This is a genomic window from Anaerovibrio lipolyticus DSM 3074, from assembly GCF_900141865.1.
Classification (GTDB): Bacteria; Bacillota; Negativicutes; order Selenomonadales; family Selenomonadaceae; genus Anaerovibrio; species Anaerovibrio lipolyticus.
The window spans coordinates 44,681-70,808 of record NZ_FQYW01000006.1; the positions used below are offsets into that span (position 1 = coordinate 44,681).

At 44.9% G+C, this 26,128-nt stretch carries 22 protein-coding genes and 1 pseudogene; 1 reads left to right on the forward strand and 22 read right to left on the reverse strand.

All coding sequences use genetic code 11. The annotated features are described in order from the left end of the window. Nucleotides 1-172: 172 nt before the first annotated feature. The 6 genes from B6K08_RS03410 to B6K08_RS03435 form a co-directional block, all read right to left on the reverse strand. Nucleotides 173-2,158, reverse strand: coding sequence for a sensor histidine kinase (locus tag B6K08_RS03410; RefSeq protein WP_080325379.1), 1,986 nt, complete (start codon nucleotides 2,156-2,158; stop codon nucleotides 173-175). Nucleotides 2,159-2,314: 156 nt separating this feature from the next. Further along, nucleotides 2,315-3,544 carry a serine/threonine transporter SstT gene (gene sstT / locus B6K08_RS03415; RefSeq protein ID WP_080325380.1) on the reverse strand — a complete coding sequence of 410 codons (1,230 nt, stop codon included), beginning with the start codon at nucleotides 3,542-3,544 and terminating at the stop codon, nucleotides 2,315-2,317. 223 nt (nucleotides 3,545-3,767) lie between these two features. After that, nucleotides 3,768-6,251: a leucine--tRNA ligase gene (leuS, locus tag B6K08_RS03420; protein WP_080325381.1), complete on the reverse strand. Its 2,484-nt coding sequence runs from the start codon at nucleotides 6,249-6,251 to the stop codon at nucleotides 3,768-3,770. A 43-nt stretch (nucleotides 6,252-6,294) separates the two neighbouring features. Next, on the reverse strand, nucleotides 6,295-6,618 hold the full coding sequence (locus B6K08_RS03425; protein ID WP_080325382.1) for a hypothetical protein: 324 nt from the start codon (nucleotides 6,616-6,618) through the stop codon (nucleotides 6,295-6,297). Nucleotides 6,619-6,642: 24 nt separating this feature from the next. Next, nucleotides 6,643-8,319 carry a glutamine--tRNA ligase/YqeY domain fusion protein gene (locus tag B6K08_RS03430; protein ID WP_080325383.1) on the reverse strand — a complete coding sequence of 559 codons (1,677 nt, stop codon included), beginning with the start codon at nucleotides 8,317-8,319 and terminating at the stop codon, nucleotides 6,643-6,645. A gap of 123 nt (nucleotides 8,320-8,442) precedes the next feature. Then, on the reverse strand, nucleotides 8,443-9,243 hold the full coding sequence (locus B6K08_RS03435) for an HD domain-containing protein (protein WP_080325384.1): 801 nt from the start codon (nucleotides 9,241-9,243) through the stop codon (nucleotides 8,443-8,445). A gap of 238 nt (nucleotides 9,244-9,481) precedes the next feature. Between B6K08_RS03435 and B6K08_RS03440 the strand changes: the two genes are divergently transcribed. After that, a complete protein-coding gene (locus B6K08_RS03440; RefSeq protein WP_080325385.1) occupies nucleotides 9,482-10,042 on the forward strand; it encodes a BsuPI-related putative proteinase inhibitor in 561 nt (186 codons plus the stop codon). 92 nt (nucleotides 10,043-10,134) lie between these two features. On the opposite strand, the gene B6K08_RS03445 is transcribed toward B6K08_RS03440, so the two are convergent. From B6K08_RS03445 to hemW, 16 genes and pseudogenes are all read right to left on the reverse strand, one after another. Then, complete coding sequence (locus B6K08_RS03445; protein ID WP_080325386.1) at nucleotides 10,135-10,911, reverse strand: LPP20 family lipoprotein; 777 nt, start codon at nucleotides 10,909-10,911, stop codon at nucleotides 10,135-10,137. A gap of 61 nt (nucleotides 10,912-10,972) precedes the next feature. Beyond that, nucleotides 10,973-11,863 carry a hypothetical protein gene (locus tag B6K08_RS03450; RefSeq protein WP_080325387.1) on the reverse strand — a complete coding sequence of 297 codons (891 nt, stop codon included), beginning with the start codon at nucleotides 11,861-11,863 and terminating at the stop codon, nucleotides 10,973-10,975. A 45-nt stretch (nucleotides 11,864-11,908) separates the two neighbouring features. After that, on the reverse strand, nucleotides 11,909-13,069 hold the full coding sequence (locus B6K08_RS03455) for a hypothetical protein (RefSeq protein WP_080325388.1): 1,161 nt from the start codon (nucleotides 13,067-13,069) through the stop codon (nucleotides 11,909-11,911). A 55-nt stretch (nucleotides 13,070-13,124) separates the two neighbouring features. Then, nucleotides 13,125-14,309 (reverse strand): hypothetical protein, encoded by a 1,185-nt coding sequence (locus tag B6K08_RS03460; RefSeq protein WP_080325389.1) that lies wholly within the window; start codon nucleotides 14,307-14,309, stop codon nucleotides 13,125-13,127. 93 nt (nucleotides 14,310-14,402) lie between these two features. Continuing rightward, nucleotides 14,403-15,077, reverse strand: coding sequence for a DNA/RNA nuclease SfsA (sfsA, locus tag B6K08_RS03465; protein WP_080325390.1), 675 nt, complete (start codon nucleotides 15,075-15,077; stop codon nucleotides 14,403-14,405). A 16-nt stretch (nucleotides 15,078-15,093) separates the two neighbouring features. Further along, nucleotides 15,094-15,831 (reverse strand): hypothetical protein, encoded by a 738-nt coding sequence (locus B6K08_RS03470; protein WP_080325391.1) that lies wholly within the window; start codon nucleotides 15,829-15,831, stop codon nucleotides 15,094-15,096. A 200-nt stretch (nucleotides 15,832-16,031) separates the two neighbouring features. Beyond that, nucleotides 16,032-16,214: a 30S ribosomal protein S21 gene (gene rpsU, locus B6K08_RS03475; RefSeq protein WP_027397292.1), complete on the reverse strand. Its 183-nt coding sequence runs from the start codon at nucleotides 16,212-16,214 to the stop codon at nucleotides 16,032-16,034. Between the two features lie 124 nt (nucleotides 16,215-16,338). Further along, a complete protein-coding gene (locus B6K08_RS03480; RefSeq protein ID WP_039208592.1) occupies nucleotides 16,339-16,686 on the reverse strand; it encodes a histidine triad nucleotide-binding protein in 348 nt (115 codons plus the stop codon). 130 nt (nucleotides 16,687-16,816) lie between these two features. Beyond that, nucleotides 16,817-18,118 (reverse strand): tRNA (N(6)-L-threonylcarbamoyladenosine(37)-C(2))-methylthiotransferase MtaB, encoded by a 1,302-nt coding sequence (gene mtaB / locus B6K08_RS03485; protein WP_080325392.1) that lies wholly within the window; start codon nucleotides 18,116-18,118, stop codon nucleotides 16,817-16,819. Next, entirely contained in the window at nucleotides 18,118-18,867 is a 750-nt protein-coding gene (locus B6K08_RS03490) for a 16S rRNA (uracil(1498)-N(3))-methyltransferase (protein ID WP_080325393.1), read from the reverse strand. The genes mtaB and B6K08_RS03490 overlap by 1 nt, the downstream gene beginning before the upstream one ends. Before the next feature lie 2 nt (nucleotides 18,868-18,869). Continuing rightward, on the reverse strand, nucleotides 18,870-19,805 hold the full coding sequence (prmA, locus tag B6K08_RS03495) for a 50S ribosomal protein L11 methyltransferase (protein WP_080325394.1): 936 nt from the start codon (nucleotides 19,803-19,805) through the stop codon (nucleotides 18,870-18,872). 77 nt (nucleotides 19,806-19,882) lie between these two features. After that, nucleotides 19,883-21,046 (reverse strand): molecular chaperone DnaJ, encoded by a 1,164-nt coding sequence (dnaJ, locus tag B6K08_RS03500; RefSeq protein ID WP_027397287.1) that lies wholly within the window; start codon nucleotides 21,044-21,046, stop codon nucleotides 19,883-19,885. A gap of 117 nt (nucleotides 21,047-21,163) precedes the next feature. Continuing rightward, complete coding sequence (gene dnaK / locus B6K08_RS03505) at nucleotides 21,164-23,014, reverse strand: molecular chaperone DnaK (RefSeq protein WP_080325395.1); 1,851 nt, start codon at nucleotides 23,012-23,014, stop codon at nucleotides 21,164-21,166. Nucleotides 23,015-23,062: 48 nt separating this feature from the next. Then, nucleotides 23,063-23,662 carry a nucleotide exchange factor GrpE gene (grpE, locus tag B6K08_RS03510; RefSeq protein WP_080325396.1) on the reverse strand — a complete coding sequence of 200 codons (600 nt, stop codon included), beginning with the start codon at nucleotides 23,660-23,662 and terminating at the stop codon, nucleotides 23,063-23,065. 25 nt (nucleotides 23,663-23,687) lie between these two features. Then, nucleotides 23,688-24,714, reverse strand: a pseudogene (gene hrcA, locus B6K08_RS03515) (heat-inducible transcriptional repressor HrcA). A 129-nt stretch (nucleotides 24,715-24,843) separates the two neighbouring features. Next, nucleotides 24,844-25,995, reverse strand: coding sequence for a radical SAM family heme chaperone HemW (hemW, locus tag B6K08_RS03520; RefSeq protein WP_080325397.1), 1,152 nt, complete (start codon nucleotides 25,993-25,995; stop codon nucleotides 24,844-24,846). Nucleotides 25,996-26,128: the final 133 nt, after the last annotated feature.

The following is a 26,128-nucleotide window of genomic DNA, read 5'->3' on the forward strand; positions in this document are numbered from 1 at the left end:
TCCTTACCTCCCTAAAAAATACAAGCAATAACAGAACATACTCTCGTTATTATACTCCATCCATTAAAATTTTGCCACCCTGAAGAAATCTATTTTTTTAAGAAAATCATTATTAATAACTAAAAGGACAGGAAACAGCCAATTACACTATGACTGTATCCTGCCCCATTATTCACGCAATATCAAAGGACATAGTTACTGTAACGATGGTCCCCAGATCCACAGCGCTATATACAGCTATGGTTCCCCCGATTTTTTCCAGTAGCTGCTTGGCCACATAAAGCCCCAGCCCCTGTCCGTTGGCCCAAGGGTCCACCTGGCGATTCTCCTGGGTATAGGCATCGAACATATTATTCTGGAATTCCTGTGATATTCCGATTCCTTCATCAGATATTTTTACCTTGCAGTTAATCCTGCCACCATGAGCCTTAGCCTCAGCCGAGCAATGAATTTCCGTTCCCTCCGGACTATATTTTAACGCATTATGCACTACGTTATACAGTATACGCTTCACATAGAGCATATTTCCCACCACTTCTGAATACTTAAGGGAGCTGATATTCTCATCAGCATACAGCTCAATATTTTTCTTTTCAGCTATAGGCTCGGCAAAGGCCTTCACGTATTTGTAAATATCATAAAGATCAAAGGTTTCAGGTTCAGCTTTTTCCTTCACACTCTTCAGCTCACTAGCCTTCTTAATATCCCGGGCCAGCTCCTCCATAAGGGCAAAATTCATACGAAGGCTATCTACATCTTCTGCGTTAAGTGATTCCTTACCATCAATGATATGCTCCAGGATGTACACCACATCGGACATATTATCCCCCATATTATTGATAACCGCATTATTCACATCCATATCATCACTAAAATTCTGAATATCCAGCCTCAGCTTGTCCTCAGTTTCCATCTTCAGCTTCATCACATCATCCACATTGCGGATAGCGATAATGGCACTCTTTTGATCAGACATGCTAAAAAGACGGCACTGCATGTATACTGTCTTCTGTTTCCGAACAATGCGATAGCTATGGGTGAAATCCTGCTCCTTTTCCAAAATATTCTTTATTGAATCAAGAGAGAACAATTCATTCATTTTAGGAACATCGGCATCAAAAACATAATTCTCCAAATAGTCCTCTTTTATGTCCTCGAAACTGAAGGTCTTGTTTTCATAATAAAGATTCTGAACCTGAACTGAGGAATCATGCCCAACATTAAGCACCTCAGTTTCACCTGAATCCAAATCAACCTTTAATACAGTAGCGTACTTCATGGTAAGGGATGAAATTATTTCCCGTAGCTGTGACTCCTTTTCGTTGTCAACAGCAAGTGTAGCTGAACCATAGGCCTTTATAGGCTTTCCATCCTTGTCAAATTCCGTGATATAGCGAACATGAAAGGGGATCCTGTCAGGTGTCAATGGGATAACTCCTTGAATCTGTGCCTCACCCTGTGCCAGTCTCTCGTGCCAGTTGCGGTACATATCCTCGTAATCCCGTGGAAAAATACCATTTTCAAAAACAAGGTCAGGATAATTTTCCACCACTGGCGGCAATCCCAAATCCCTCATACATCTGGTGCAAGGCCGCATTTCATGGGTGGCAATATCATATTCCCATGCGTATATATTGGCCTGCTCCGCTGCCATACGGAATTTTGCTTCATTGTCGGATATGCTCTTAAAGGAGTGCTGCATTTCTGTATCATTGTACAATAAAGCACAGTACAGCACTTCATTGTCATGCTTGGCAACCATGCGAAGCTGGAAGATTAAACAGCATTCCTGATAGCCGCAACACTGAGAAAAGGAGCGGAACCATATTCCCTCAGTTTCATGGTTTTTACTTCTCTCCGCACGTTTTAACAGTCTGTTGAATTTCTGCTTTTCCTCATCATCAGAAAACTGCCACTTTCCCTCAACTCCTACCCTGTCAAGGGAAGCTTGGGGAAGAATATTTTCTTCATATTTGTCGTTTGTAAGCTCCAGCCTCATAACATCATTGTCGTAAGTGAAGTAAATCACTGCATCCATATACTGGTTTAACAGATAACTAACCGTATCATCCCCACCGGAAAAAATCTTGAATTCCTGAGGATTGCTAAAGGCTTCTGGTCTGCTCAGCCACACAGAACTTGCACTTGAAACACTCATGATGACCTCTCCTGTCCTACCCGAATATATTTAATAATTCATTTCATTCTTAATAACATTTTACTTTCGAAAATATTTTTCCAATCAAAAAGGATTTTCTACCGCCAAGATAGAAAATCCTTCTTTTTCTTATAAAATTTCAAGCGAATTCGTATATTAGAAATTCATGTTTACTTCCTCGCCACGATCAAGGCGTTCCTTAAATTCCGCAGTTGCTGCAAATAGAGCATCAGTGGAAGAATTAAGGGCAGTTTCACAGGAATCCTGAATTACGCCGATAATGAAGCCTACACCAACAGCCTGCATGGCAATATCATTGGAAATACCGAAGAGGGAGCAGGCCATAGGAATCAGAAGCAGGGAACCGCCGGCAACGCCGGAAGCACCGCAGGCACCTACAGTTGCCAAAACGGAAAGAATAATGGCAGTAGGAATATCTACCTGAATGCCCAAGGTGTGAGCCACAGCCAAAGTCATAACGGTAATGGTAATGGCTGCGCCTTCCATGTTAATTGTAGCGCCAAGAGGAACAGATACGGAATAGAAATCCTCATCCAATCCCAGCTCCTTGCAAAGCTCCATATTAACCGGAATATTGGCTGCAGAGCTTCTGGTGAAGAAAGCAGTTACGCCGGAGGTGCGGAGGCACTTCCAGGTCAAGGAAAATGGATTCTTCTTGAGGAACATGAAAACGATCAATGGATTAACAATGAAGGTCATAAGGAACATGGTACCTACCAGAACCACCAGCAGCATACCATAGTCCACGAAGATAGACATACCATTTTCAGATACTGCGGAGTAAACCAGACCCATAATACCGAATGGAGCCAGCTGAATAATCCAGGTTACGGCACGGGAAACCACAGCAGCAAATTCTGCCACCATTTCTCTGGTGCCCTCAGATGCCAGCTTCTTGAAGCCCATACCAAAAATTATAGCCCAACAGAGAATACCTACATAGTTCGCATTCATAAGAGCAGCCACAGGGTTGGCCACCATGTTGGTGAGAATGGTCTTGATAACCTCCCCGATACCACCTGGTGGAGTGTTGGTTGCTGCATCAGTGAGAACCATTCCAACAGGCATGGCAAAGCTGAAGCAAACTGCTGCCGCTGCAGCCAATAATGTACCGGTAACATAAAGGAACATTACTGTCTTAAAACGGCCACCGATATCACCGGAGGCATTGGCCAAGGCACTAATTACCAGAATGAATACCAATATAGGGGCAATTCCCTTCAACAGGCCTACAAATAGGTTACCAAAAATCGGAACCACACCATTGTCCGGCATCGCAAGGGCTAAAAGAATACCCACAACCAGACCACATACAATACGCAGAATCAAGCTAATGCTCTGCCATTTTCTGAATGCTGTTACCATAAAAAATAAACTCCTTATATTTAGAATATAAAACCAAGGTGGTACACCACCTAGAAACATATTCTAGTGGTACGAGACATTTATGTCAAGAAAAATCCACCTTATATGGACACTTATACTAAAAATCTTTCCTATATGGATATTCCCCACAAAAACAAAAGGCCCTGCCAAAAATACACATCTTTGGCAGAGCCCATTTATCAATATTTTCAGGTATTACTCATTACTTTACAACTACGTTTACAAGTTTATCAGGAACGCAAATCATCTTTACAATATTTTTGCCCTCGGTAAGCTCCTGAACACGACTGTTGTTTTTGGCAGCCTCCTCCATTTCTTCACGGCTGATGCCAGTGGCAATCATAATGCGGTCACGAACCTTGCCGTTAATCTGGAGAACGATCTCCACCTCAGACTTAACGGTGGCAGCCTCGTCACATACAGGCCACTTCTGGGCATGAACACTGCTGTCCTCACCAATAAGCTCAGACCACAGCTCCTCTGTCATGTGTGGAGCAAATGGAGCCAGCATCTTGAGGAGATTCAAGGAAACCTCACGAACAAGACCAGCATTCACATTTTCATCATTCTGGAACTTATAGAACTCATTAACCAGCTCCATAATAGAGCTGATGGCTGTATTGAACATGAAACGGTCACGAATGTCCTCTGTAACCTTCTTGATAGTAACATGAAGAACGCGACGCAGCTCCTTCTCAGCATCCGTGAGAACCTTCTTGTCATATTCGTCACCAGCAGACTTAATCTTATCCTCAAACTGGCTGACAATACGCCATACGCGGTTCAGGAAGCGGAATGAACCAGCGACGCCCTCGTCACTCCAGTCAAGATCACGCTCCACTGGAGCCGCAAACATAATAAAGAGACGGGCCGTATCTGCACCATATTCTCCAATGATTTCCTCAGGTGAAACAACATTGCCCTTGGATTTGGACATTTTGCTGCCGTCCTTCAGAACCATGCCCTGGGTAAGGAGATTACTGAATGGCTCCGCAAAGTCCACCAGTCCCTCATCACGAAGAACCTTAGTTACGAAGCGGGAATAAAGCAGATGAAGAATAGCATGCTCAATACCACCGATATACTGGTCAACAGGAGCCCAATAATTCACCTTGTCGGTATCAAATGGCTTCTTGTCATTCTTAGGATCTGTGTAGCGGAGATAATACCAGGAGGAACAAATAAAGGTATCCATAGTATCAGTTTCACGCTTGGCTGGCTTGCCGCACTTTGGACAGGTGCAGTTCACAAATTCCTCACACTGTGCCAATGGAGATACGGAGCCTGCCTCAAAGTTTACATTTTCTGGCAGCATTACAGGAAGCTGCTCCTCAGGAACCAACTGCTCACCGCAATCATCACAGTAAATAACAGGAATTGGAGCACCCCAATAACGCTGACGGGAAATCAGCCAATCACGGAGGCGATAATTTACGCGACGCTTACCAAAGCCCTCTCTCTCAGCCTTATCCATAATTCCCTTGCTGGCAGTCTTAATATCCTGGCCATCGAATTCGCCGGAATTACAAAGGATACCATCCTTGTCGGTGTAAGCCTCAGTCATTTCCTCAACCTTCAGCTCAACGCCCTTTGGCTGCAGGGTAACAATTACATCTAAGTTGTACTTCTGGGCAAACATCCAGTCACGCTGATCCTCGGAAGGAACACCCATAACTGCACCGGTACCATAATCTGCCAATACATAGTTGGTTACCCAAATCTCAGCCTTGTTGCCGTTAAATGGGTTAATCATATATACACCAGTGCCAACGCCTTCCTTCTCGGACTCGGAGGAGGTACGTTCAATATCAGACTGGCTCTGAACCTTCTTCACGAAGGCACGGATTTCATCTGCCTTTTCTGGCTTTGCCTTGCAGATAGTCTCCACCATTGGATGCTCAACAGCCAATGCCACAAAGGTAATACCATAGGCGGTATCAGGACGGGTGGTGTATACGGACAGGGTCTCATTGAGCTCTGGAACCTCAAAATTCAGCTCCAAGCCTTCACTACGGCCAATCCAGTTGTCCTGCATGATTTTAACACGCTCTGGCCAGCCCTTTAGTAAATCCAAATCCTTCAGCAGCACATCTGCATAGTCAGTAATCTTAAAGAACCACTGGGACAAATCCTTCTTTACTACTTCGTTATCACAGCGCCAGCACAGACCATCAATAACCTGCTCATTGGCCAATACAGTGCCGCAGGTGTCGCACCAGTTTACATAGGCCTTTTTCTTGTATGCCAGACCACGCTTGTAGAACAACTCAAAGAGCCACTGGGTCCACTTGTAATAATCTGGACGACAGGTAGCCACCTCACGGTCCCAATCATAGGACAGGCCCATTTCACGCTGCTGACGCTTCATGTTGTCCATGTTGGAATAGGTCCAATCTGCTGGCTTTACACCATGCTTGATAGCAGCATTTTCCGCAGGCATACCAAAGGCATCAAAGCCCATTGGATGAATTACATTAAATCCCTCCATGGTCTTGTAACGGGCAAGCACATCACCAATGGAATAGTTACGAACATGACCCATATGAAGATTTCCGGATGGATATGGGAACATCTCCAGAGTATAGTATTTTGGTTTTTTAGGGTCCATTTCCGTCTTATAAACATTGGACTCAAGCCATTTTTTCTGCCATTTCTTTTCAATCTTTTGTGGCATGTATTTCTCCACAGTGAAGCCCCCCATATTTTTAATTCTTTATTTTTACAAAAATTTATTTTTTCTTCATGGACTGGCCCCTTACCACCGGGGTGATAACGATGTCCCAATCCTCGCGTTTTACCTTAAGGGTATAATTCTTGATGCCCTCGCGGAAAAGCTCCATTTTTAATTCCAGGAGCTTTCGTCCCAGCTTTTCCAGGGTTTCGTCATCAAGACCGGACATGGAAAGACTATTCTTTCCGGTGCCGAAAATCTTTTCACGGCGCTTTTTGTCCTCAGCAGCCTCCGCCGCCATAAACTGTGCTTCCATGGTTACCTCTTCAACGTAACCATCCAGCATATCCTTATCAGATAATCCCTTTGGTATCTTTCCCATAGTCTTATCCCTTCCTAGTTCTACTTAGCCCTTCTTGGCCTTGGCCCAGCTGTCCTTCAGACCAACTACACGGTTAAATACCAGCTTTTCAGAGGTGGTATCCTTGTCAACAACGAAATAACCAGTGCGCAGGAACTGGTAATGGGTTCCCACAGCAGTAAAGCTGGCACTTGGCTCAATAAGAGCATGCTCCACAACCTCCAAGGACTGCTTGTTTACAGCTGCCAGAAAATCTGCTGGTACTTCGCCATTTTCATCAGTTTCAATAAGGTAGTCATAAAGGCGAACCTCAGCCTCAATGGCATCCTCTGCAGATACCCAATGAATGGTGCCCTTCACCTTGCGGTTAGCCGTAGCGCCACCAGTCTTGGACTCAGGGTCATAGGTGCAGTGAAGCTCCACCACATTGCCTGCCTCATCCTTAATAACTTCCTCACACTTAATTATATAACCGTGCTTTAAGCGAACCTCTCCCTCTGGCTTTAAGCGGAAGAACTTCTTTGGTGCATCCTCCATGAAATCCTCCTGCTCAATGTACAGTTCCCGGGAGAATGGTACATAACGATGAGCAGAGGTATTAGGATTATTGTCAGCCACCATAAATTCCTTCTGTCCCTCAGGATAGTTGGTAATAACCACCTTCAATGGGTGAAGAACTGCCATAATACGGTCAGCATTCTTATTTAAATCATCACGGACACAGTGCTCCAGCATAGCTACATCCACCAGGCTGTTGGCCTTGGCCACACCAATTTCCTCACAGAAGGTGCGGAGAGAATTAGGAGTGTAGCCACGACGACGCAGGCCAGAAATAGTAGGCATACGAGGGTCATCCCAACCGGACACATAGCCCTCCTCCACCAGCTGACGCAGCTTGCGCTTGGAGGTTACAGTATTAGTAAGATTTAAACGGGCAAACTCAATCTGACGAGGACGGGCACCAACCTTGAAGCCCAATGCCTCCAAAAGCCAGTCGTAGAATGGTCTGTGATCCTCAAATTCCAATGTACATACGGAATGGGTTATTTCCTCAATAGCATCGGAAAGAGGGTGCGCAAAGTCGTACATTGGATAAATGCACCACTCATCCCCGGTACGATGATGGGAAACATGGGCAATACGATAAATAACCGGATCACGCATTACAATATTAGGCGCTGACATATCAATCTTGGCACGAAGCACCTTCTCACCATCGCCAAACTCACCGGCCTTCATTTTCTGGAAAAGCTCCAGATTTTCCTCCACACTGCGATTGCGGTAAGGACTTTCCTTGCCTGGCTCAGTAAGGGTTCCACGATAGGAACGGATTTCCTCAGCGGTAAGATCATCAACATAAGCCAAACCCTTCTTGATAAGCTCCACGGCATAATCATAGAGCTTGCCGAAATAATCAGAAGCAAAAAACATTCTGTCATCCCAGCTGAAGCCCAGCCATTTAATATCCTCCTGAATGGAGTCTACATATTCAACATCCTCTTTTACAGGATTGGTATCATCAAAACGAAGATTGCAAATGCCGCCATTATTCTTGGCAAGACCAAAGTTCAGGCATATGGACTTGGCATGGCCAATATGAAGGTACCCATTTGGCTCCGGTGGAAAACGGGTATGAACCCCTTCAGGGTAATATCCATTCTTTAAATCATCATTTATTTCATTCTGTATAAAGTTGGAAACAACAGAAGTGTTCTCAGCCATATAATCAATCGCTCCTTCTTTCTTTTACCCCCATAAATAGGTCTGGGATGACCCTTTGGCCATCAGTAACTTTAAGTATATCATAAAACCAAGGTACTGGCACGATGATTTTAAGGAAACGTCTTAGTCCAGCATGTCCAAATCTGAGGAATTGCATTTTTCCTCCACATATCTGTTTAGCTTGGCATAGCCCTCCTTGACCTTTTCAATCTGAGGCAAATGCTCCATAACCCGTGGCAGATAGCCCTTTTCCCTAATGCGGATCATGGTCCAGGCAAAATTTATGTCATAGGCCCACATAAGCCGTACCAAAATGCGATCATTATTGGTGCGGATTTCATTGTAATCCACCTGTTCCCCGCGGACGAATTTATCAATAAAGCCCGGGGCAAAGAGCATCTTTTCATCCTCAAACTGAATCTTGGAAAAGGTCTGGATTTTCTTTCCCGTAAGATAAGGCTCCAGCACCCTGAAAATATCCAGCTTGTCCGCATCACGGATAATTCTGGCAAAAAGCAGATGCCGCTTGGAAGGCGGGGTAGCTATATTCTTCTTGTTGTGATTGTCAATGGCAAAGAGAAGAATATCCCTGTCTTCATCAGCAAGCTCCTGAAAAAATGGCAGTTCCTGAATAACCTTTAATCCAAGGTTGGCATGGTCCTCTGACAAGGCATCAGAAAAGGTGCGATACAGCTTCCATTGACGGAACCTCCCCACATCATGAAACAGTCCCACCAGCTCTGCCAGCAGCACGTCATGTTCATCAAGCTGCAAATGCCGGGCCAACTCTCTTGAGTAGGAGGTTACATAGCCGGTATGCAGTTCCTTGGTTTTTATGCCCAGCATAACCTCCTCATCGTCTTCATAGAAGGTTTTAACGTATTTGTCCATCCAAATATGGACTTTTTTAACAATTTCTTTCATTTATATCACCGCTTAATTATTCATATTCGATTCTTCTATAATTTTACTAGTAAAAACAAAGGAGCTGTATCCACAGCCCCTTTAGTAGGTTACTTATAGAAGTATACCATAATATGAAGTTTTTTGAAATCTTACACCACATCATATTTCATCACATTTTTTAATCTGCAACCTCCTTCACTAAAACCGTAAAATTTTGTAAAATGTTGTAAAAATATATTCCACGAGGTGATGCATTATGTATAAATTTTTATTGACCCTTGTAGTGGCAATTACCATTTGTATCCCCAGCATAGCTAATGCTGGCTTTGGTACGGGAATCGGTATCACCTTCCCTGTGTCTGGCTCCGGATCCAGTGTTCCAAATACTAATTGTAACTACGCCGCCATCCAATTTGATAATATTATTCAGGAGCTTACCGTTGAAAAACGTAACGGAACACTTTTTATGGAGCTCAAGGTTACCAACAGTGGTGATTTGCCTTACAGTATGAGCCATCGGGACGGACAGCTTTATGATTTTGTTATTACTGATAAAAACGGGGAAAAGCTCTGGCAGTGGTCCGATAACATGGTCTTTACACAGGCACTGACATCTTCTTCCATTGACGTCCATAGCTTTGCGGTTTATAAAGTAGAACTGGACAGCAAAATCTTTCAAAAAATCAAGGACAGTGCCATCCTTGTTACTGCCTACATGTTAGATACCCCTTATAAGCTGTCAACAAAGGTTCCCACCTGGACTGCTGCCAACGGAACGCCTATTTTTATTCATGGCGGTATAATCCTTGGTAATTGACCTGCTGCCAATCACATAGTAATAAAAAATAAAAATGGAGGCTCACAACACGATAGCCTCCATTTTTTTCGTTTGTTGCAGATTACATTCCTTTATTTCACAAATACCACGTTACCCTGGCTCAGGAAACCGGTAATCTGGTTTTCGCTTAAAATTTTGGCTGCATCTGCAGCGGATACCACTGGATTTACAAAGCCCTGTACAGACTGGGCTCTGACGATGAGTGGATTGGAACCGGCTCTGGATACACCACTGTTGATGCTTCTGGCATAGCCCACATAGCCCTTGTTTACAACCTGATCATAGCTGAAGTTGGCCTGACCGTATACCAGCTGATGATCTGCAGTAAATACACCAGGAGCCATAGCTGTTTCAAGGCCAAGACCGGTGCAGTCAACGATAAGACCAGTGTATGGGCCGGTGCTTACTGGAATCTCTGGTACAAATGTAGTGGCTGCTGGAAGCGGAGCCGGAGTAGTGGCAGTTGCCGGCATTACAGCTGCTGCCAGGGACTGGGCACCATGAACAGGGAACTCAATAACTACATGATAGCCATCAGCATCCTTATACCTCTGGACTACCTTGGCGCCCTTAATCATACCATTGATACGGGTTTTGATTACATCGCTGGCCATAACACTGTCCCGGACAGTGGTCTCGGAATCGATATATACACCCTGAGCCTCCTCCAGTGCATTGCGCATAGCATCCATTTTGGCGGCTCTGTAGCCTGCCGCTGGATTAGGATTTTGCAGGGCACCCACGCCCTCAACCTTGATAACCCCATCTGTGATGTCAGTTGCCGCAAAAGCTGTACAACCCATGAGCATCATTGCCAAAGCAACAATTACCGAAAATACCTTTTTCATAAAAATTCCTCCCAATTTTTTATTTATATGTACTATTTTTATGACCACTTATTTAAACCTTTTATTTATGTGTACGCCAATATTTCAATGTGCCATTGGCAATATCCTCTGCCGCATCCAGCCCTGCCTTTTCCATGGCCAGTCTTTCCGCTTCCTGAGGGGTATTGGCGAGAATTTCATAGGTTTCATAAAATCCATTCAAAACTGTTTTTCTCATACAATCATAGGCCTGAACCTTCACTGATGATTTTGCAATATAGCCTGTTCCTGCAGGAGCGGCTACCAGCTTATCAATACTGGCCTCACCGATAATAGCAAAGTTTGCCATAATCGAGTTATTATCTATCAGACTTTTTACAGAACCAAGATATTTGCCATAGGATTCTGCATCAGATAAAGACCTCACAACTTTTATATCGTCATCTTCCACCTCTGTCTGAAATCCCGAATTGCTAAATCTGTGATTAAAGGCTTCATGAAGGCTATCACTAAAGCCCTGATTATCTGAAGTATTCACGGCCCTCATTAATATACTGGCTGTCATAGCATCATTTGCTACCTGTTTATTTCCAACATATTCCTGAAAATCTTTGTTTAGCTTGGAATGATTTACAGTAACCTCAGCAATAACCATCATTTGGGAGTTACTGGTGTCCCTGCTCAGTACCTTGCAGTCGCTGACGTAATCGCCATATCGCTCTATCATCTGTGAAAATATACTGGTGGGATCCCCTTCCGCCCTAGTTTCATGGGATAGCACCTTGAAAACGGCTCTTTTTTTGGCATCCTCCACGGCTTTATTAACCATACCTGCCGGAGCGCTACCACTTATCTTCACCACATCCAAAGGTGATGCCTCGACGTCCCCATGGGTAACTATACCGCAAAGCAAGGATATCAATAAGAAAATAAATAATATTTGCCATTTCATTTTTATGTAGCGTCTGTTCATGGTGCCCCTCCTCCTTCCACGGCAATCATGATACATCATTAAAACTTACTGAACCTGAAGAATAATTTTTGTGGTGCTTTCCAAAGGCACAAGAGATAATCCATTACTGGCTGCTGCACTTACTATTTCCTGTGACAGCTCATAAAGATTTTCCCAGCCCTGAGCAATAACCTTCACCTTGTAAGCACCATTTGCAGAAAAGCCGGCTCTGGTAATTCGGCACCTGGCTCCCTCCAATAAGCTGTTAAAAAATGCGCTTTGGTTTGCCCTATCCCACAATCCGTGAATTTCCACTGTGGTATTAAGGTTATTTACGCCACCACGATTTTCAAACTGCATGGTCTTCAGAGCTGCTCTTGCCAAATGCTCCGTAGCAGCGGCTGCTGCTTCCCTTCTGGCTGCAAACAGGGCCTCATCTGCTGTCTTGCCAAGCCCCACAAACTGTTCCATAAAACTATTGGCATATCCGTTTTGAATCCCCACAAGAGAGAAGCTTGCTTCCACAACGCCCTTGTAATAGCCACTACTATCACGATTAACATTTACATCTCTCAAGGAACCCGCCAAAACGGAGTTTGCTTCATTATCACCATCATTTCTGGCAATTCGTCTAAGATCCGAAGGATAAGGGTTAAGGCTGTGGGATAACAGCTGGGACACCCCTTCATTTTCCACCATCTGGATTCCCATGTCACTGAGGTACTGACCTACAATGTTCACAGCCCGTTCATCCCGTCTTATACTTCCATCTATACCGTAATCCACCACAGCCACATTTGCCACCCTGGGCTCCAATGCTGCCGCCATGGCCTTGGCCACATCATCCTTATATTTTGTTTCAATGTTGGTATCATCGGCATCCAAATCTGCCCTTACCACATAAACGTCACCCTCAATGCTTTCTGATATCACCTTATTAATACGAACATATCCAGTGGAACGGGCTATTATTTTGTCTACAACCAATACTCCCATATCCACCTCGCTATTGCTGCGGATATACATGCCCACCTTGGATTCCAAAAGGGTTCTCATGGCATCTCTCAGAGCCATTTCCCTGGCCTTCTGGGCGTCCCCGTTAAATAGGGCTACTCCCTCTACAATTTCTGCAGAGCAAATTTGCTGATTAATTAATCCGCTGCCAAGCAGGAATGCTCCAAAGGCCATTATAGGAATAATCCATTTTTTCTTTATACATTTAATCATATTCCCATCATCCTTTTCCTGCCCACTATCATTTCCCTCGTTATTTCAATACATACTATTTATCCTGCCCGCCCAACTCCTGAGCCAGTCCCAAAAGCAACGCGGCATAAATCTGATTATCATCGGAATCGGTGCTGGTGCCCGGTGGCAGCTTAACAGTTCTCTCATGCAATCGACTCAGCTCCCGTTTTTCCTTACCCTCCACTGGACTCTTTGTCAACCACACCTTATGCAAAGTCGTGTATACGTTATTCCCTGAATCCACTACTTCACTGGCCAACCCGGATATATCCAACCGTATAGAATGTCCAGGATTACTCATATGTACATCCACCTTACCATTGGCACTGTCAAGGCTTAGCTTGTAGGCTCCATTTATCATGCTGTTAACCAGATCCTGCCCCCCAACTGCCGGTGGGTACATTACCCTTTTGGTCTTTTTCTGATAAGCCGATGTGAAACAGTAGCCCACCAGAAATTTTAAATCCTCAGCTTCTTTTCCTGTAAATAGCTCCTTGGCCATCTCCGAGGACATATCAACATCTGTCACCTGATATGTATCCATACCCAGCTTTGCCTTGTCATCTCTAAGATTGCCAATTAGATTGGAAAAGCTGATATGATCCTTCATCATCTGTCGCACCAGGGAAATAAACTTTCCCGTCTTTTCCCATTCGCTTATGGGAGCATTGTGAATATTCTGCCATCTGTCATTGCTTGGATTATATCTGGAAAGACCTATAGTTTCAGCCTCCACCATAGGCACTAGCCCCAAAAGCCTCAAGCTCACCGGATTTCCGTCTTCAGTTACCCTAGTTATATCCAAATTTTCCTCTGGCATACAGAACATTAGCGAAATCCCTGCAATAACAGTTGAAGTGTATGCCGTTTCCAGTGAATTATTATTAACTGTATCTATAGAAGTGCTGACCATTATGGTAGGGTAAAGAAATATCTTATCACTGTCTGTAATATGCTCATTGGTGCTATGATAGGAATCCGCCGTAGCCACTCTGACCTCATAGGGCAAATCCCCTGCATCAGCGATTTGCTTTAGCCTTTCCCCAATTATCCGCTCCACCTGCCGGCGGGTATCCTCATCAATATTTATCTTATTGATGGAATTTTCGTATGTCAGGGCTGGCTGAATATAAACCACCGGTTTTTCAGCAAATACAATCCTCATTGGAAGTACCACCATAACTACCAATATGAAAAATATACCCAGTGCCCGCCTCATATTTCATCCCCCATTAGTTAGCATCATCAACTTCCTTACAATAAATATAGCCCCTTTGCCCTACAGGGCAATTAGAGGCTAATTAGAAAAAAATTAAAAACTTCCACTTATTCGTTTTTTATCCACTGTCAAAGAATCAGGCTTTATCGTGCAGCCCAGGGTTAAAATCTGTACTCCTACAGCCCTTGCCTGCTCCATGGCTTCCCCAAAGGCGGGATGGGTTTCAATATTTGGACGGACCTCACTGACCTTAGGCATTTGCACCACAAAGGCAATTCCGGCCCAATACCCTTCCTTTTTTGCCTTAATAAGCTCATGTATGTGCTTCACCCCACGCTCTGTAGGGGCATCGGGGAAAAATCCTATGCCATCTCTTTCAAGAGTACATCCCTTTACCTCAAGTAAATACTTTTGCCCTTGGCACTCCATGTAAAAGTCTATTCTGGAAGCACCATAGGTGTACTCCGGCTTTATATAGTCAAAGCCCTGAGTAGCCAGCCATTCTGCCATAACCTTATTAGGAGCCTGACTATCTATGTTTATAAGGCCCAATCCTGCTTTCTCCACAGCTATTAAATCATAACGGGTTTTGCGATTAGGGTTGTCTGCCTCTGAAAGCACCACATCCACTCCGGGCAGGAGAAGCTCCTTGCACCTGCCCGTATTTTTTACATGCACCGTTTCCAACGTACCATTTATTTCAACCTTGGCTACAAAACGATTAGGCCGTTCAATAAACTTAGCCCATATTACTTTTCCATACTGCATATATTTCTCCCAGTATTTATCCCTTCCGCAGGCGATCAGCGGCTTCTTTTATTTTCCTTTTGTCCACTTCCACTTTATTCATGGCCCGAAGGGAATTCTCAAAGTTCTGATAATTTACTCCTGTGGAGCTGTCCACACTGTCCTTCCACTCATTCAGGAGCATAGCACTGCCTATAAGCATAGCTATATTTCTGGTCTGATCACCACCACAAAGTAAGGCCTGTGCCGCAAGGAAAGTTCCTTCGTCCCTTCCACGGGCAAAGCATTCATCCTTTAGCATAACCAGCCTCTTGGCCTCTGCCAGACGGGCATCCTCAGCAGGTATCATATTAAAGAACCTATTGGCATCTATTTCAGGCATTTTCACGGTCTTGCCGGAATTGCCCTTCTGCATGACCATATCCACCGAGGAATCATAGCCAGCGGTGGAAGCATTTATGCCGTTTACATTTACCAGCTCCGCCTCTACTCCATAATCATTGAGCAGCTCGTGGGAAACTGCAGCCGCCCGGCTGCTCAGTTCAAAGCCTGCCATGTAATAAGAAATCATCTTTTTGTAGGAATTCTGAATTTCCTTCTTGGACGGAGCAAAGAGGCTGAAAATATTAAAGGCCTCCGCTTTGCTGTTTAGTCCCATATTGGCGGTAAACTCATTCTGTACTATCTGCCCTGCTCCCAGATTCAATCCTAAAGCCAAAGCAATAGCTACTGCCAGCTTCTTTTTCATATCCATCACCCTTTTTCCATTTTTCATTATTCTTACCCAAAGAATAACACGCAAAAAAGTAACCGCAATACGTAAAGCCCTTATTTAACACAAGTTTAATGAGTGATGAGCTTTTATAATTTATTTTTTAAACATTTATAATTAAATTTTAATCATTAGAAAAGGCTATAACCATCCCATGGAAACGGGACGACTATAGCCTTTAATCTCATATTAAGCTTTAATAATTAAGCTCTAAACTTGCGCTTACGAGCTGCCTCAGACTTCTTCTTACGGCGAACACTTGGCTTCTCATAATGCTCACGCTTTCTAACCTCAGCGATGGTACCAGCTTTCTGGCTCATGCGCTTAAAGCGGCGGAGTGCGCTGTCAATGCTCTCGTTCTTACCAACTTTAATTTCGTTTGCCATCTATTTTTCCCCCCTCCAATTGACTTGGGAGTGTATTTCATAACTACACCTGACTATTATACACAAAGATTTTAGCCATGTCAATATTTCATGGGAATTAATCCCCCATGGCCAATGGTGTATGTCAACCTGGAGGCCACTGCATGGAACGACCACCTAACAGGTGGAAATGCAAGTGGTTGACGGTCTGGCCGCCTTCTGCGCCAGTATTGGCAACTACGCGGAAGCCACTATCTGTAACGCCCTGTTCCTTTGCAATCTTAGGAATAACCTCACAGAGAATGTGGCCTGCCAGCTCCTTGTCCTCAGACTTTAAGGCTGCAATACTAGCAACATGCTTTTTAGGGATAACAAGCACATGTACTGGTGCCTGAGGCTCCAAATCCTTAAAAGCAATGACCTGGTCATCCTCATATACAACAGTGGAAGGAATTTCCTTGTTTGCAATTTTACAAAAAATACAATCTGCCATTTCGGTACACCTCCCTTTACATCATGCTTAAATGTTACTCACACTTGTATATTTTACTATAAACACTTAGCGAACACAAGCCGAATGGCGTAGTGCAAGCTTAGTGTGCGTGTAAGGGCGTGTGGACACATCATATGTGTCCAGTAAGCTTACCATATACGCCATCTTTATACAATTTTTCAAGACGCACTTTATATAGTTCCCCGGTCTTAACTTCATCATCGGTATAAACCCGAATATAAGTATCCGTAAGTCCATCCGTAATACCATCATTGTTGGTTTCAAAGAGAACCTCCTGAACAGTACCCAAATACTGGCTATGGAAATCATCGGCCATCTGCTGGGCCAGGGCTTGAAGTCTGTGTACCCTATCCTTTTTCACCGGCTCAGGCACCTGATCCGGCATCTTGGCTGCAGGAGTACCAGTACGTGGGGAATAAGGGAATACATGCATTCTGGCAAAACCGAGGGTCTTTATATACTCAAGGCTTTCAGCAAACATTTCCTCCGTCTCTCCTGGGAACCCCACAATAACATCGGTGGATATAGCCACACCCGGAACACTTTCCTTCACATTTTTTATGAGACTGGTGAACTCATCCCTATTATAATGACGGTTCATCTTTTTCAGCACCTCATCGGAGCCCGCCTGTAATGGCAGATGCAAATGATGACTGAATTTAGGATTAGTCTTGATAAGCTCCAAAAGCTCAGGTGAAAGTTCAATGGATTCCAGGGAGCTGAGGCGTAATCTCCTGAGACCCGGCAGCTCCAAAACGGCCTTGGCCGCATCATAAAGGGAGGTGCCATCCTTAAAATCCTTGCCGTAGGCCCCAAGGTGAATACCAGTCAGCACAATTTCCTTAAAGCCGTGGTCCAGCAGCTTTTTGGCTTCACTGCGAATGCTTTCCAGCTTGCGGGAACGAAGGGGACCTCTGGTATAAGGGATAATACAATAGCTGCAAAAATTGGTGCATCCCTCCTGAATTTTAAGGAAGGCTCTGGTTCTTGCAGGCATTTCATAAAGGGGAATTTCCTCAAAATCCCGTGCCTTCATAATATCATCGACCCTGTCAATAATACCATCCTCTGCCATGGCCTGCTCAACATAGTTTACAATATTGGCACGGTCACTGGTACCAAGAACAACACGCACCCCTTCAATGGCCTTTACTTCATCTGGAGCCGCCTGTGAATAACAGCCAGTGACGGCAATAATTGCTTTAGGATTAAGGCGCTGTACCCGGCGAATAAGCTGACGGGACTTCTTGTCACCAAAGCTGGTAACAGAGCAGGTATTAATAACATAAACATCAGCCACATTGGTATTGGGAACAATATCATAGCCGGACTGCTTAAACAGTCCTTCCATGGATTCCGTCTCAAACTGGTTTACCTTGCAGCCCAGCGTTATAAACGCCACTGTCGACATTAATTTCTACCTCCTAAATCACCTTTTTCATACTGGATAATGGACATGGCGGAAATAGCCGCCGTTTCTGCCCTCAAAATTCTGCTGCCCAGGCTTACGGAAGGTATCCCCAGCTTTTTGGCATACTCCGCCTCATCAAGGGAAAATCCTCCCTCCGGTCCAATAACCACGGCAAATCGTTTCTGGCTGCACTTTGCCAAAAACTCCTTTATTCCGGTCTGCTCCTCATTTTCGTAGCACATACAAAGGGCCACATCATCCTGATGAGCCGCCATTTCCTTCAGCCATTGCTTCAAAGGCTGAATTTCCTCCACTTCAGGAAGACGGCCTCTGCCACACTGCTTTCCAGCCTCATTGGCAATCTTCTGCCATTTATCACGCTTGGTCTTGGCTTTCTTGGCATCATAGCGCACCACACAGTTATCACTGGCCAAGGGTACAATATAATTTATCCCCAGCTCCGTAGCCTTCTGGGTAATAAGCTCCAGCTTATCTCCCTTGGGCAGACACTGAGCCAGAGTAATCTCCACATTGGATTCGGTATTTTCATCAATATATGCCACCAACTTCAACTCCACGCTATTCTCTGTAAAGCCAGTCATGACATATTCCCCAACCCTGCCTTCATCATCAGCCACCACAATATGGTCTCCCTCTTTGGAACGCATCACCCGAGAAAGGTGATGGGCATCAGGGCCGGTTATGGTTATATTTTCTTTTAATAAATCAGATATAAAGATTCTTCTCATTATTAAGCCTGCTTCTTAAACGTTATGCATGCCCATCCCTTGTTTTCCATGCGCTTAACCACGCCGTAGCCATGGGCCGTAGCAGCATTAATTACATCATCAATACGGTCCTCAATAATACCGCTGGTAAGGAGAGTACCATCCTCCTCAAGATGCTCATCCAGCTGATCAAAAAGACGAATTATAATGTCAGCCACAATATTAGCAATTACCAGATTGGCCTTGCCGTGAACATTCTGCATCAAATCGCTCTGAGCAACTGAAATCACATTTTCCACATGATTTTCCTCCAGATTTTCCTGGACGATTTTCAATACGGAATCATCGTAATCCACTGCCTGAATATCCTTTGCTCCCAGCTTGGCAGCAATAATTGACAAAATCCCGGAGCCTGTGCCCACATCAAAAACCTTCATGCCCGGCTGTACCAGCTTTTCCAGTTCGCAAATACACATGGAGGTGGTGGCATGGGTACCCGTTCCAAAGGCAGCTCCCGGGTCCAGCTCCACAACGATTTCATCATCCTTTGGCTCATATTGTTCCCAGCTAGGCTTGATAACAATGCGATCTCCCGGCTTTTCTGTATGAAAATACTGCTTCCATGTATCTGACCAGTCCTCATCTGCCAGCTCGCTGGTGGTAATAATACCAGGGGCAATGCTTACGCCACGGCCTTCAAGAGCCTTTACCTCCTGTCTGAAGGTCTGGAGCTTGCCCTCCAGTTCTCCATCCACTGCCAAATATGCCTTTTCTGTAACCACCTCAGTTTCAGTGGCAATAGGAATATCTGTATAATCCCATTTGCCGGAGGTAATATAATCGTTTACCAGTTCCGGGTCCTCAATAACCACCCCAGTGGCACCCAAGTCATTGAAAATCTCTGCAATAAGCTCCGTAGCCTCATGGGTTGTCTGAATGCTTATTTCACACCACTTCATATTTCTCGCTCCTTAAAAATTCTCCTATACATGACGAATACCCTAGACGCATAATGCGCCCAGGGTAAATACATCAATTAATTCTTAAACAACTTCTTCATCTTATTAAAGAAGCTATCCTGCTCAGGATTTACTTTTTTGCCGCTGATTTCGCCAAACTCCTTCAGGAGTTCCTTCTGCTTATCAGACAGCTTCTGCGGAGTCAGAACCTTGATACGAACGTGCTGGTCTCCAAAGGAACCAGAACGCCTCAAAATAGGAATTCCCTTGCCACGGAGACGCATAATGGTGCCGGACTGAGTACCAGCTGCCACCTTCATCTCAACCTTCCCGTGGATAGTAGGCACCTCTATGGTGTCACCCAAAGCAGCCTGAACAAAGGAAATAGGTACCTCGCACATTACATCAGCGCCCTCGCGGCTAAACAGCTCATGACGCTTAATGTAGATATATACATAGAGATCACCGTTGGCACCGCCGCGCTTACCAGCCTGGCCACCGCCAGCAACTCTGATGCGCTGTCCCTCGTCGATACCAGCCGGAATATTAACCTTGATCTTCCGCTGAACCTTCTTCTGACCCTTGCCACCGCACTCCTTACATGGAGTTTTTACAATCTTTCCAGTACCACTGCAACGACCACAGGTGGAGGTGCTCATCATACGGCCCAATGGGGTATTGCGTACAGTCTGAACCTGGCCAGTTCCATGACACTGCGGACATTCCTCAGGGGATGTTCCCTCTGCAGCACCAGTACCATGACACTTCTCACAGTTCTCAGTACGAGGAATATTAAGCTCCACTTCCTTGCCAAATGCAGCTTCCTCAAAGGTAATCTCCAAGTCATAGCGAAGGTCTGCCCCCTGCTCAGGACCAGGACGACGGGAACGGCCGCCAAAGCCACCGAAGCCGCCACCACCGCCAAAGAAGGTTTCAAATATATCTCCAAAATCTCCGCCGCCAAAGCCACCGAAGCCGCCACCGAAGCCACCAGCTCCACCGCCGGGGCCGTCAAAGGCTGCATGGCCAAACTGGTCATACTGTGCCTTCTTCTGAGGATCCTTGAGAACGTCATAAGCCTCGTTGATTTCCTTCATCTTGGCTTCTGCTTCTTCCTTGTTATCACGGTTACGGTCAGGATGATATTTTATAGCCATCTTGCGATATGCTTTTTTTATTTCAGCCTCGGAAGCACCCTTCTGGAGTCCCAGGACCTCATAATAATCTCGCTTTTCGCTCATATAATCCACCTTATCCTATCAAGTATGGGCTGCCACCATAAGGCAGCAGCCCATATATACTACAATACTTTTATGCATTATGCAATAGCTGCATCTATGCCTTCAATAAAATCGGGATTACTTATCTTCCTTAACCTCAGTGAAGTCTGCATCTACTACATTATCATCCTTTGGCGCCTGCTGAGCACCTGCACCGGACTGACCGCCCTGTGCTTGCTGAGCCTGCTGTGCAGCTTGGTATGCTGCAGCGCTGATTTCGTAAAGTGGCTGCTGGAGCTCCTCAGTAGCCTTCTTGATAGCTTCGTTATCAGTGCCCTTCAGTGCTTCCTTAACCTTCTCTACGCCAGCCTTAACCTTTTCGATCTGAGTGGCATCAGCCTTGTCACCCATCTCCTTAATAACCTTCTCAGTCTGGTAAACCATGGAGTCAGCGTTGTTGCGGATTTCGATGTTTTCCTTCTGCTTCTTGTCCTCTGCTGCGTGAGCCTCAGCTTCCTTAACCATGCGGTCGATGTCTTCCTTGCTCATGCCACTATCAGACTGAATGGTAATATTCTGGGACTTGCCAGTACCAAGGTCCTTGGCGGATACATGTACGATACCATTGGAGTCAATATCGAACTTAACCTCAATCTGAGGAACTCCACGAGGAGCTGGTGGGATATCAGTAAGATTGAAACGGCCCAGAGTCTTGTTGCCTGCTGCCATCTCACGCTCACCCTGGAGTACGTGAATCTCTACTGCTGGCTGGTTATCAGCTGCGGTGGAGAATACCTGGCTCTTGGAAGTAGGAATGGTGGTGTTACGCTCAATAATCTTGGTGCAAACGCCGCCCAAAGTCTCAATACCAAGGGAAAGTGGAGTTACATCCAAAAGAACTACGCCCTTCTCGTCATAATCGCCGGAGAGAACGCCGCCCTGGATAGCAGCACCAACAGATACGCACTCATCAGGGTTAATACCGCGATGTGGCTCCTTGCCAAGATACTTTCTGATAGCTTCCTGAACTGCCGGAATACGGGAAGAACCACCAACCAACAGAATCTTGTCAATATCGTTGCCAGTGAGGCCAGCATCTTCCATAGCCTTACGGGTAGGAACCATGGTGCGCTCAACCAGGTCTGCAGTGAGCTCATCAAACTTAGCACGGGTAAGGGTGAGGTCAAGATGCTTAGGACCGGAAGCATCAGCAGTGATGAATGGCAGGTTGATGTTGGTGGACATCATGCTGGACAGCTCAATCTTAGCCTTCTCAGCAGCCTCAATAACACGCTGTGCACTCATCTTATCTGCGGACAAATCAATGCCGTTTTCCTTCTTAAATTCTTCAACAATCCAGTTCATAACAGCCTGGTCGAAGTCATCGCCGCCCAGATGGGTATCACCATTGGTAGCACGAACCTCAAACATACCGCCATCAATATCGAGGATAGATACATCGAAGGTACCACCACCAAGGTCGAATACCAGAACGGTGTGAGCATCTTCCTTATCAATACCATAGGCCAGTGCAGCAGCAGTAGGCTCGTTGATAATACGGAGAACCTCAAGGCCTGCAATCTGACCAGCATCCTTGGTAGCCTGACGCTGACTGTCATTGAAGTATGCCGGAACAGTGATTACTGCCTGGGAAACGGTCTCACCGAGATAAGCCTCTGCATCAGCCTTCAGCTTCTGAAGAACCATAGCAGAAATCTCTGGTGGAGTATAGCTCTTGTCATCTATGGTAACGGTGTAATTCTTCTCACCCATGTGACGCTTGATGGAAGCGATGGTACGGTCAGGGTTGGATACAGCCTGACGCTTTGCCAGCTGACCTACCAGACGCTCACCAGTCTTGGTGAAGCCAACTACAGATGGGGTAATGCGACTGCCCTCAGGGTTAGTGATAACTGTAGGCTCGCCGCCTTCCATAACGGATACAACAGAGTTAGTTGTTCCTAAGTCAATACCAATAATCTTAGACATTTTATATTTCCTCCTTAAAAGTAACAAACTATTTTATTAAAACAAGCCTTAATTGGATACAACCTGAACCATGGAAGGTCTGATAACCTTATCCTTTACCATGTAGCCCTTTTGAAGCTCCATGACAATGGTATCATCCTCCAGCTCAGGATTCTCCACACGCATTACTGCTTGATGGAAGTTTGGATCAAACTTTGCATCCTTGGTTTCAATTTTTTTCAGCCCCCGGTTCTTCAAAATATCCATGAGCTGATTGAAAATCATATCCACACCCTGCTGGAAAGACGTGGCGTCATTAGCCTCAGCAGCCATAGCACGCTCAAAATTGTCCACCATTGGCAAAAGCTCAGTAATGAAATTCTGAACCACCAGATCTGACAGCTCCTCTTTTTCCTGACGGGTGCGACGACGGAAGTTTTCAAAATCCGCCTGAAGACGCTTGTATCTTTCCTCATCCTCAGCCAGTTTTTCCTTTAATTCCTCCAGCTCGTCCTTTTCCTCCGGAACATCCTCTACAACCTCTGTTGCAGCTTCAGCATCGGCATCGGCAAGCTCCTCAGAAGATTCATCATGTTCATCAATCTCCCTCTGCATTTCCTCTAGCTTTTCTTCATCCTTTTTCTTAAGCTTGTCTTTATCGAAAGGCATTCTGTTTTTTCACCTCTTTAGTATTCTACCAATTCAGCCTTTTTACGACTTCATTGAGATTTTGGTTCATGTAATTTAATAGGGACATTGTGCGTCCATATTCCATTCTGGTTGGCCCAAGAACTGCCAATGAACCAAGCAATTCTCCATCCAGATGGTATGTTGCAGTAATAATACTGCAATCCTTGATACCACTGTATTCGTTTTCCTGTCCTATGGATACGGTAAGACCATCTCCCAAATGGGAACGAAGAATATCCTTCATGAGCTGATCCTCCTCCAGCATAAGCAGAATCTCCTTCACCTTATCCACATTGTGGAATTCCGGCTGCGTCATCAGCTCCGTGGTGCCCCCCCAAATAGAGGCGCTCCCTGCGGTCTGAATCCAATGCCTTGCTAATGAGGTCAAAGGCTGAATCATAAAGGCCCTTATCACCTATAGCGGATTCTATCTGCTTCAAGCTCTTGGTATGAATGGTCTCCAGTGTGTGACCAGATAAGTGGCCATTGGCCACCTGAGCCATACGCTGAAAATCTTCAAAGGACGCTCCATCCGGCATTTCCATAATGCGGTTCTCTACAAAGCCCGCATCAGTCATCAGCACCGCAATGACCCGATGATCATCCAATGGAAGAAACTGCATACATTTAAAGGCTGCCTTTGAAATCTGTGGTGCCAACACCAGGGACACATTCTTGGTCATCTTGGAAATCAGCTTGGCCGTTTCCTGGAAAACCTGGTCTATGCGCTGAACCTTGGTTTTGTACCACTTATCAATGATAGCCTTTTCAGCATCAGTCATAGGCTTAACTGGCAGAAGAGAGTCTACATAAAGACGATAACCCTTGGAAGAAGGGATACGGCCTGATGATGTGTGAATATGTTCAAGATATCCCAGCATCTCAAGGTCTGCCATTTCATTTCTTATAGTTGCAGGACTGACGCCCAAATCATATTTACGGGCCAAGGTTCTTGATCCCACCGGCTCCGCAGATGATATATAATCCTGAATGACAGCCTGCAGTATATGCTGCTTTCTCTCATCAATCATAACAATCTCTCCTGTTGTTAGCACTCCATGTTGCTGAGTGCTAACTTCTATAAAGACTATAAACCTAAAGAACATAAAAGTCAATAAGTCAAGACAAAATATTTGACTTTTTATTTTTTTGCTTATTTTTTATTCCAAGATGAACTCCCCAAACACCACATTTCCGTATTTCATCCCCAAAGGGGTAAGGAATATAGCAGTTTCCGATTCCCCCAGCAGTGCCTTGGCAACCATTTTATCTATAACCTTGCCAAAAACCTCATAAATGTCCCGATTGAATATTTCCCTGAATTTTTCCTTGTTAATGCCCTTAGTCATGCGCAAACCCAGAAAACAAAATTCTTCCATATGGGCCTTTTCGCTGACAGCCTCCTCCACAATATGAAGGAATTTGCCCTCTGCTGTGGCCTTAATATATTCCCCAATGTCCACTGGATTTTCATAGCGGTTTCCCCGCCAGTAGGAATGGGCACCAGAGCCAAATCCAAGATATGGTACATCCTGCCAATAAAGGGTATTATGGCGACTATAATATCCACCCATAGCGTAATTGGATATCTCATAGCGGCTAAAGCCATGGGCCGGCAAATACTCCACCAGATAATCGTACATTTTCTCCACTGCTTCGTCATCCGGCAGCTCCAATCTGCCCATTTCCTGCTGCTTTGCCAGCACTGTACCTTCCTCCAGCTGAAGCCCGTAAACAGAAATATGTTGAATGCCTAACTCCATGGCCTTGTCCAGTGATTTCTTAAGCATATCCAATGTCTGCCCCGGCAGGCCATACATAAGGTCGATACTGATATTATCAAAACCAGCCTTTTGGGCCAGCCTAACCTTTTCAATTGCCATGCTGCTTTTGTGAATCCTGCCAATGCGCTGCAAGCAGCCATCATCAAAGCTTTGCACACCTATACTTATACGATTTATGCCATTGGACTTCATTAAATGAAGTTTTTCTTCATCTATGGTGCAAGGATTTGCTTCCATGGTAAATTCTGCCACATCCTTCACCTGCATATTGGCATGAATACTTTTAAACAGTATTTTCATCTGAGATAAATTCAAATGACTAGGGGTTCCGCCACCAATATAAATAGTATGGGGAGTCAATTTCCCCTTTTCAGCAATTTTTTCTGCCCCCAACTCCATTTCATAGTGCAGACTGTTAAGGTACTCATCTATGTACTTCTCCCGCCCAGCAAAGGATGGAAAATCACAATAAAAGCACTTATGCTTACAAAAGGGGATATGGATATATACGCCAAAATCAGTTGTCATAACCTACACCAGCTCTATTATAGTCATAAAAAAGAGGTATGTGATTACATGGCAATACGCACACACCTCTATTATATAGCCGTCGAAAGGGTGATTGTCCTGAGACATTAGGCTGAGGAACGTTAATAAACTG

Bases quoted from the DNA above. Each gene is read 5' to 3' on its own strand.
- rpsU (WP_027397292.1), bottom strand. From the start codon at position 16,214: ATGGCAAACGAAATTAAAGTTGGTAAGAACGAGAGCATTGACAGCGCA.
- B6K08_RS03425 (WP_080325382.1), bottom strand. From the start codon at position 6,618: ATGGGAAAGATACCAAAGGGATTATCTGATAAGGATATGCTGGATGGT.
- mtaB (WP_080325392.1), bottom strand. From the start codon at position 18,118: ATGTCGACAGTGGCGTTTATAACGCTGGGCTGCAAGGTAAACCAGTTT.
- sfsA (WP_080325390.1), bottom strand. From the start codon at position 15,077: ATGCAGTATGGAAAAGTAATATGGGCTAAGTTTATTGAACGGCCTAAT.
- B6K08_RS03450 (WP_080325387.1), bottom strand. From the start codon at position 11,863: ATGAACAGACGCTACATAAAAATGAAATGGCAAATATTATTTATTTTC.
- grpE (WP_080325396.1), bottom strand. From the start codon at position 23,662: ATGCCTTTCGATAAAGACAAGCTTAAGAAAAAGGATGAAGAAAAGCTA.
- prmA (WP_080325394.1), bottom strand. From the start codon at position 19,805: ATGAAGTGGTGTGAAATAAGCATTCAGACAACCCATGAGGCTACGGAG.
- hemW (WP_080325397.1), bottom strand. From the start codon at position 25,995: ATGACAACTGATTTTGGCGTATATATCCATATCCCCTTTTGTAAGCAT.
- B6K08_RS03460 (WP_080325389.1), bottom strand. From the start codon at position 14,309: ATGAGGCGGGCACTGGGTATATTTTTCATATTGGTAGTTATGGTGGTA.
- B6K08_RS03410 (WP_080325379.1), bottom strand. From the start codon at position 2,158: ATGAGTGTTTCAAGTGCAAGTTCTGTGTGGCTGAGCAGACCAGAAGCC.
- B6K08_RS03490 (WP_080325393.1), bottom strand. From the start codon at position 18,867: ATGAGAAGAATCTTTATATCTGATTTATTAAAAGAAAATATAACCATA.
- B6K08_RS03440 (WP_080325385.1), top strand. From the start codon at position 9,482: ATGTATAAATTTTTATTGACCCTTGTAGTGGCAATTACCATTTGTATC.
- B6K08_RS03430 (WP_080325383.1), bottom strand. From the start codon at position 8,319: ATGGCTGAGAACACTTCTGTTGTTTCCAACTTTATACAGAATGAAATA.
- dnaK (WP_080325395.1), bottom strand. From the start codon at position 23,014: ATGTCTAAGATTATTGGTATTGACTTAGGAACAACTAACTCTGTTGTA.
- B6K08_RS03470 (WP_080325391.1), bottom strand. From the start codon at position 15,831: ATGAAAAATGGAAAAAGGGTGATGGATATGAAAAAGAAGCTGGCAGTA.
- dnaJ (WP_027397287.1), bottom strand. From the start codon at position 21,046: ATGAGCGAAAAGCGAGATTATTATGAGGTCCTGGGACTCCAGAAGGGT.
- sstT (WP_080325380.1), bottom strand. From the start codon at position 3,544: ATGGTAACAGCATTCAGAAAATGGCAGAGCATTAGCTTGATTCTGCGT.
- B6K08_RS03480 (WP_039208592.1), bottom strand. From the start codon at position 16,686: ATGGCAGATTGTATTTTTTGTAAAATTGCAAACAAGGAAATTCCTTCC.
- B6K08_RS03445 (WP_080325386.1), bottom strand. From the start codon at position 10,911: ATGAAAAAGGTATTTTCGGTAATTGTTGCTTTGGCAATGATGCTCATG.
- B6K08_RS03435 (WP_080325384.1), bottom strand. From the start codon at position 9,243: ATGAAAGAAATTGTTAAAAAAGTCCATATTTGGATGGACAAATACGTT.
- B6K08_RS03455 (WP_080325388.1), bottom strand. From the start codon at position 13,069: ATGATTAAATGTATAAAGAAAAAATGGATTATTCCTATAATGGCCTTT.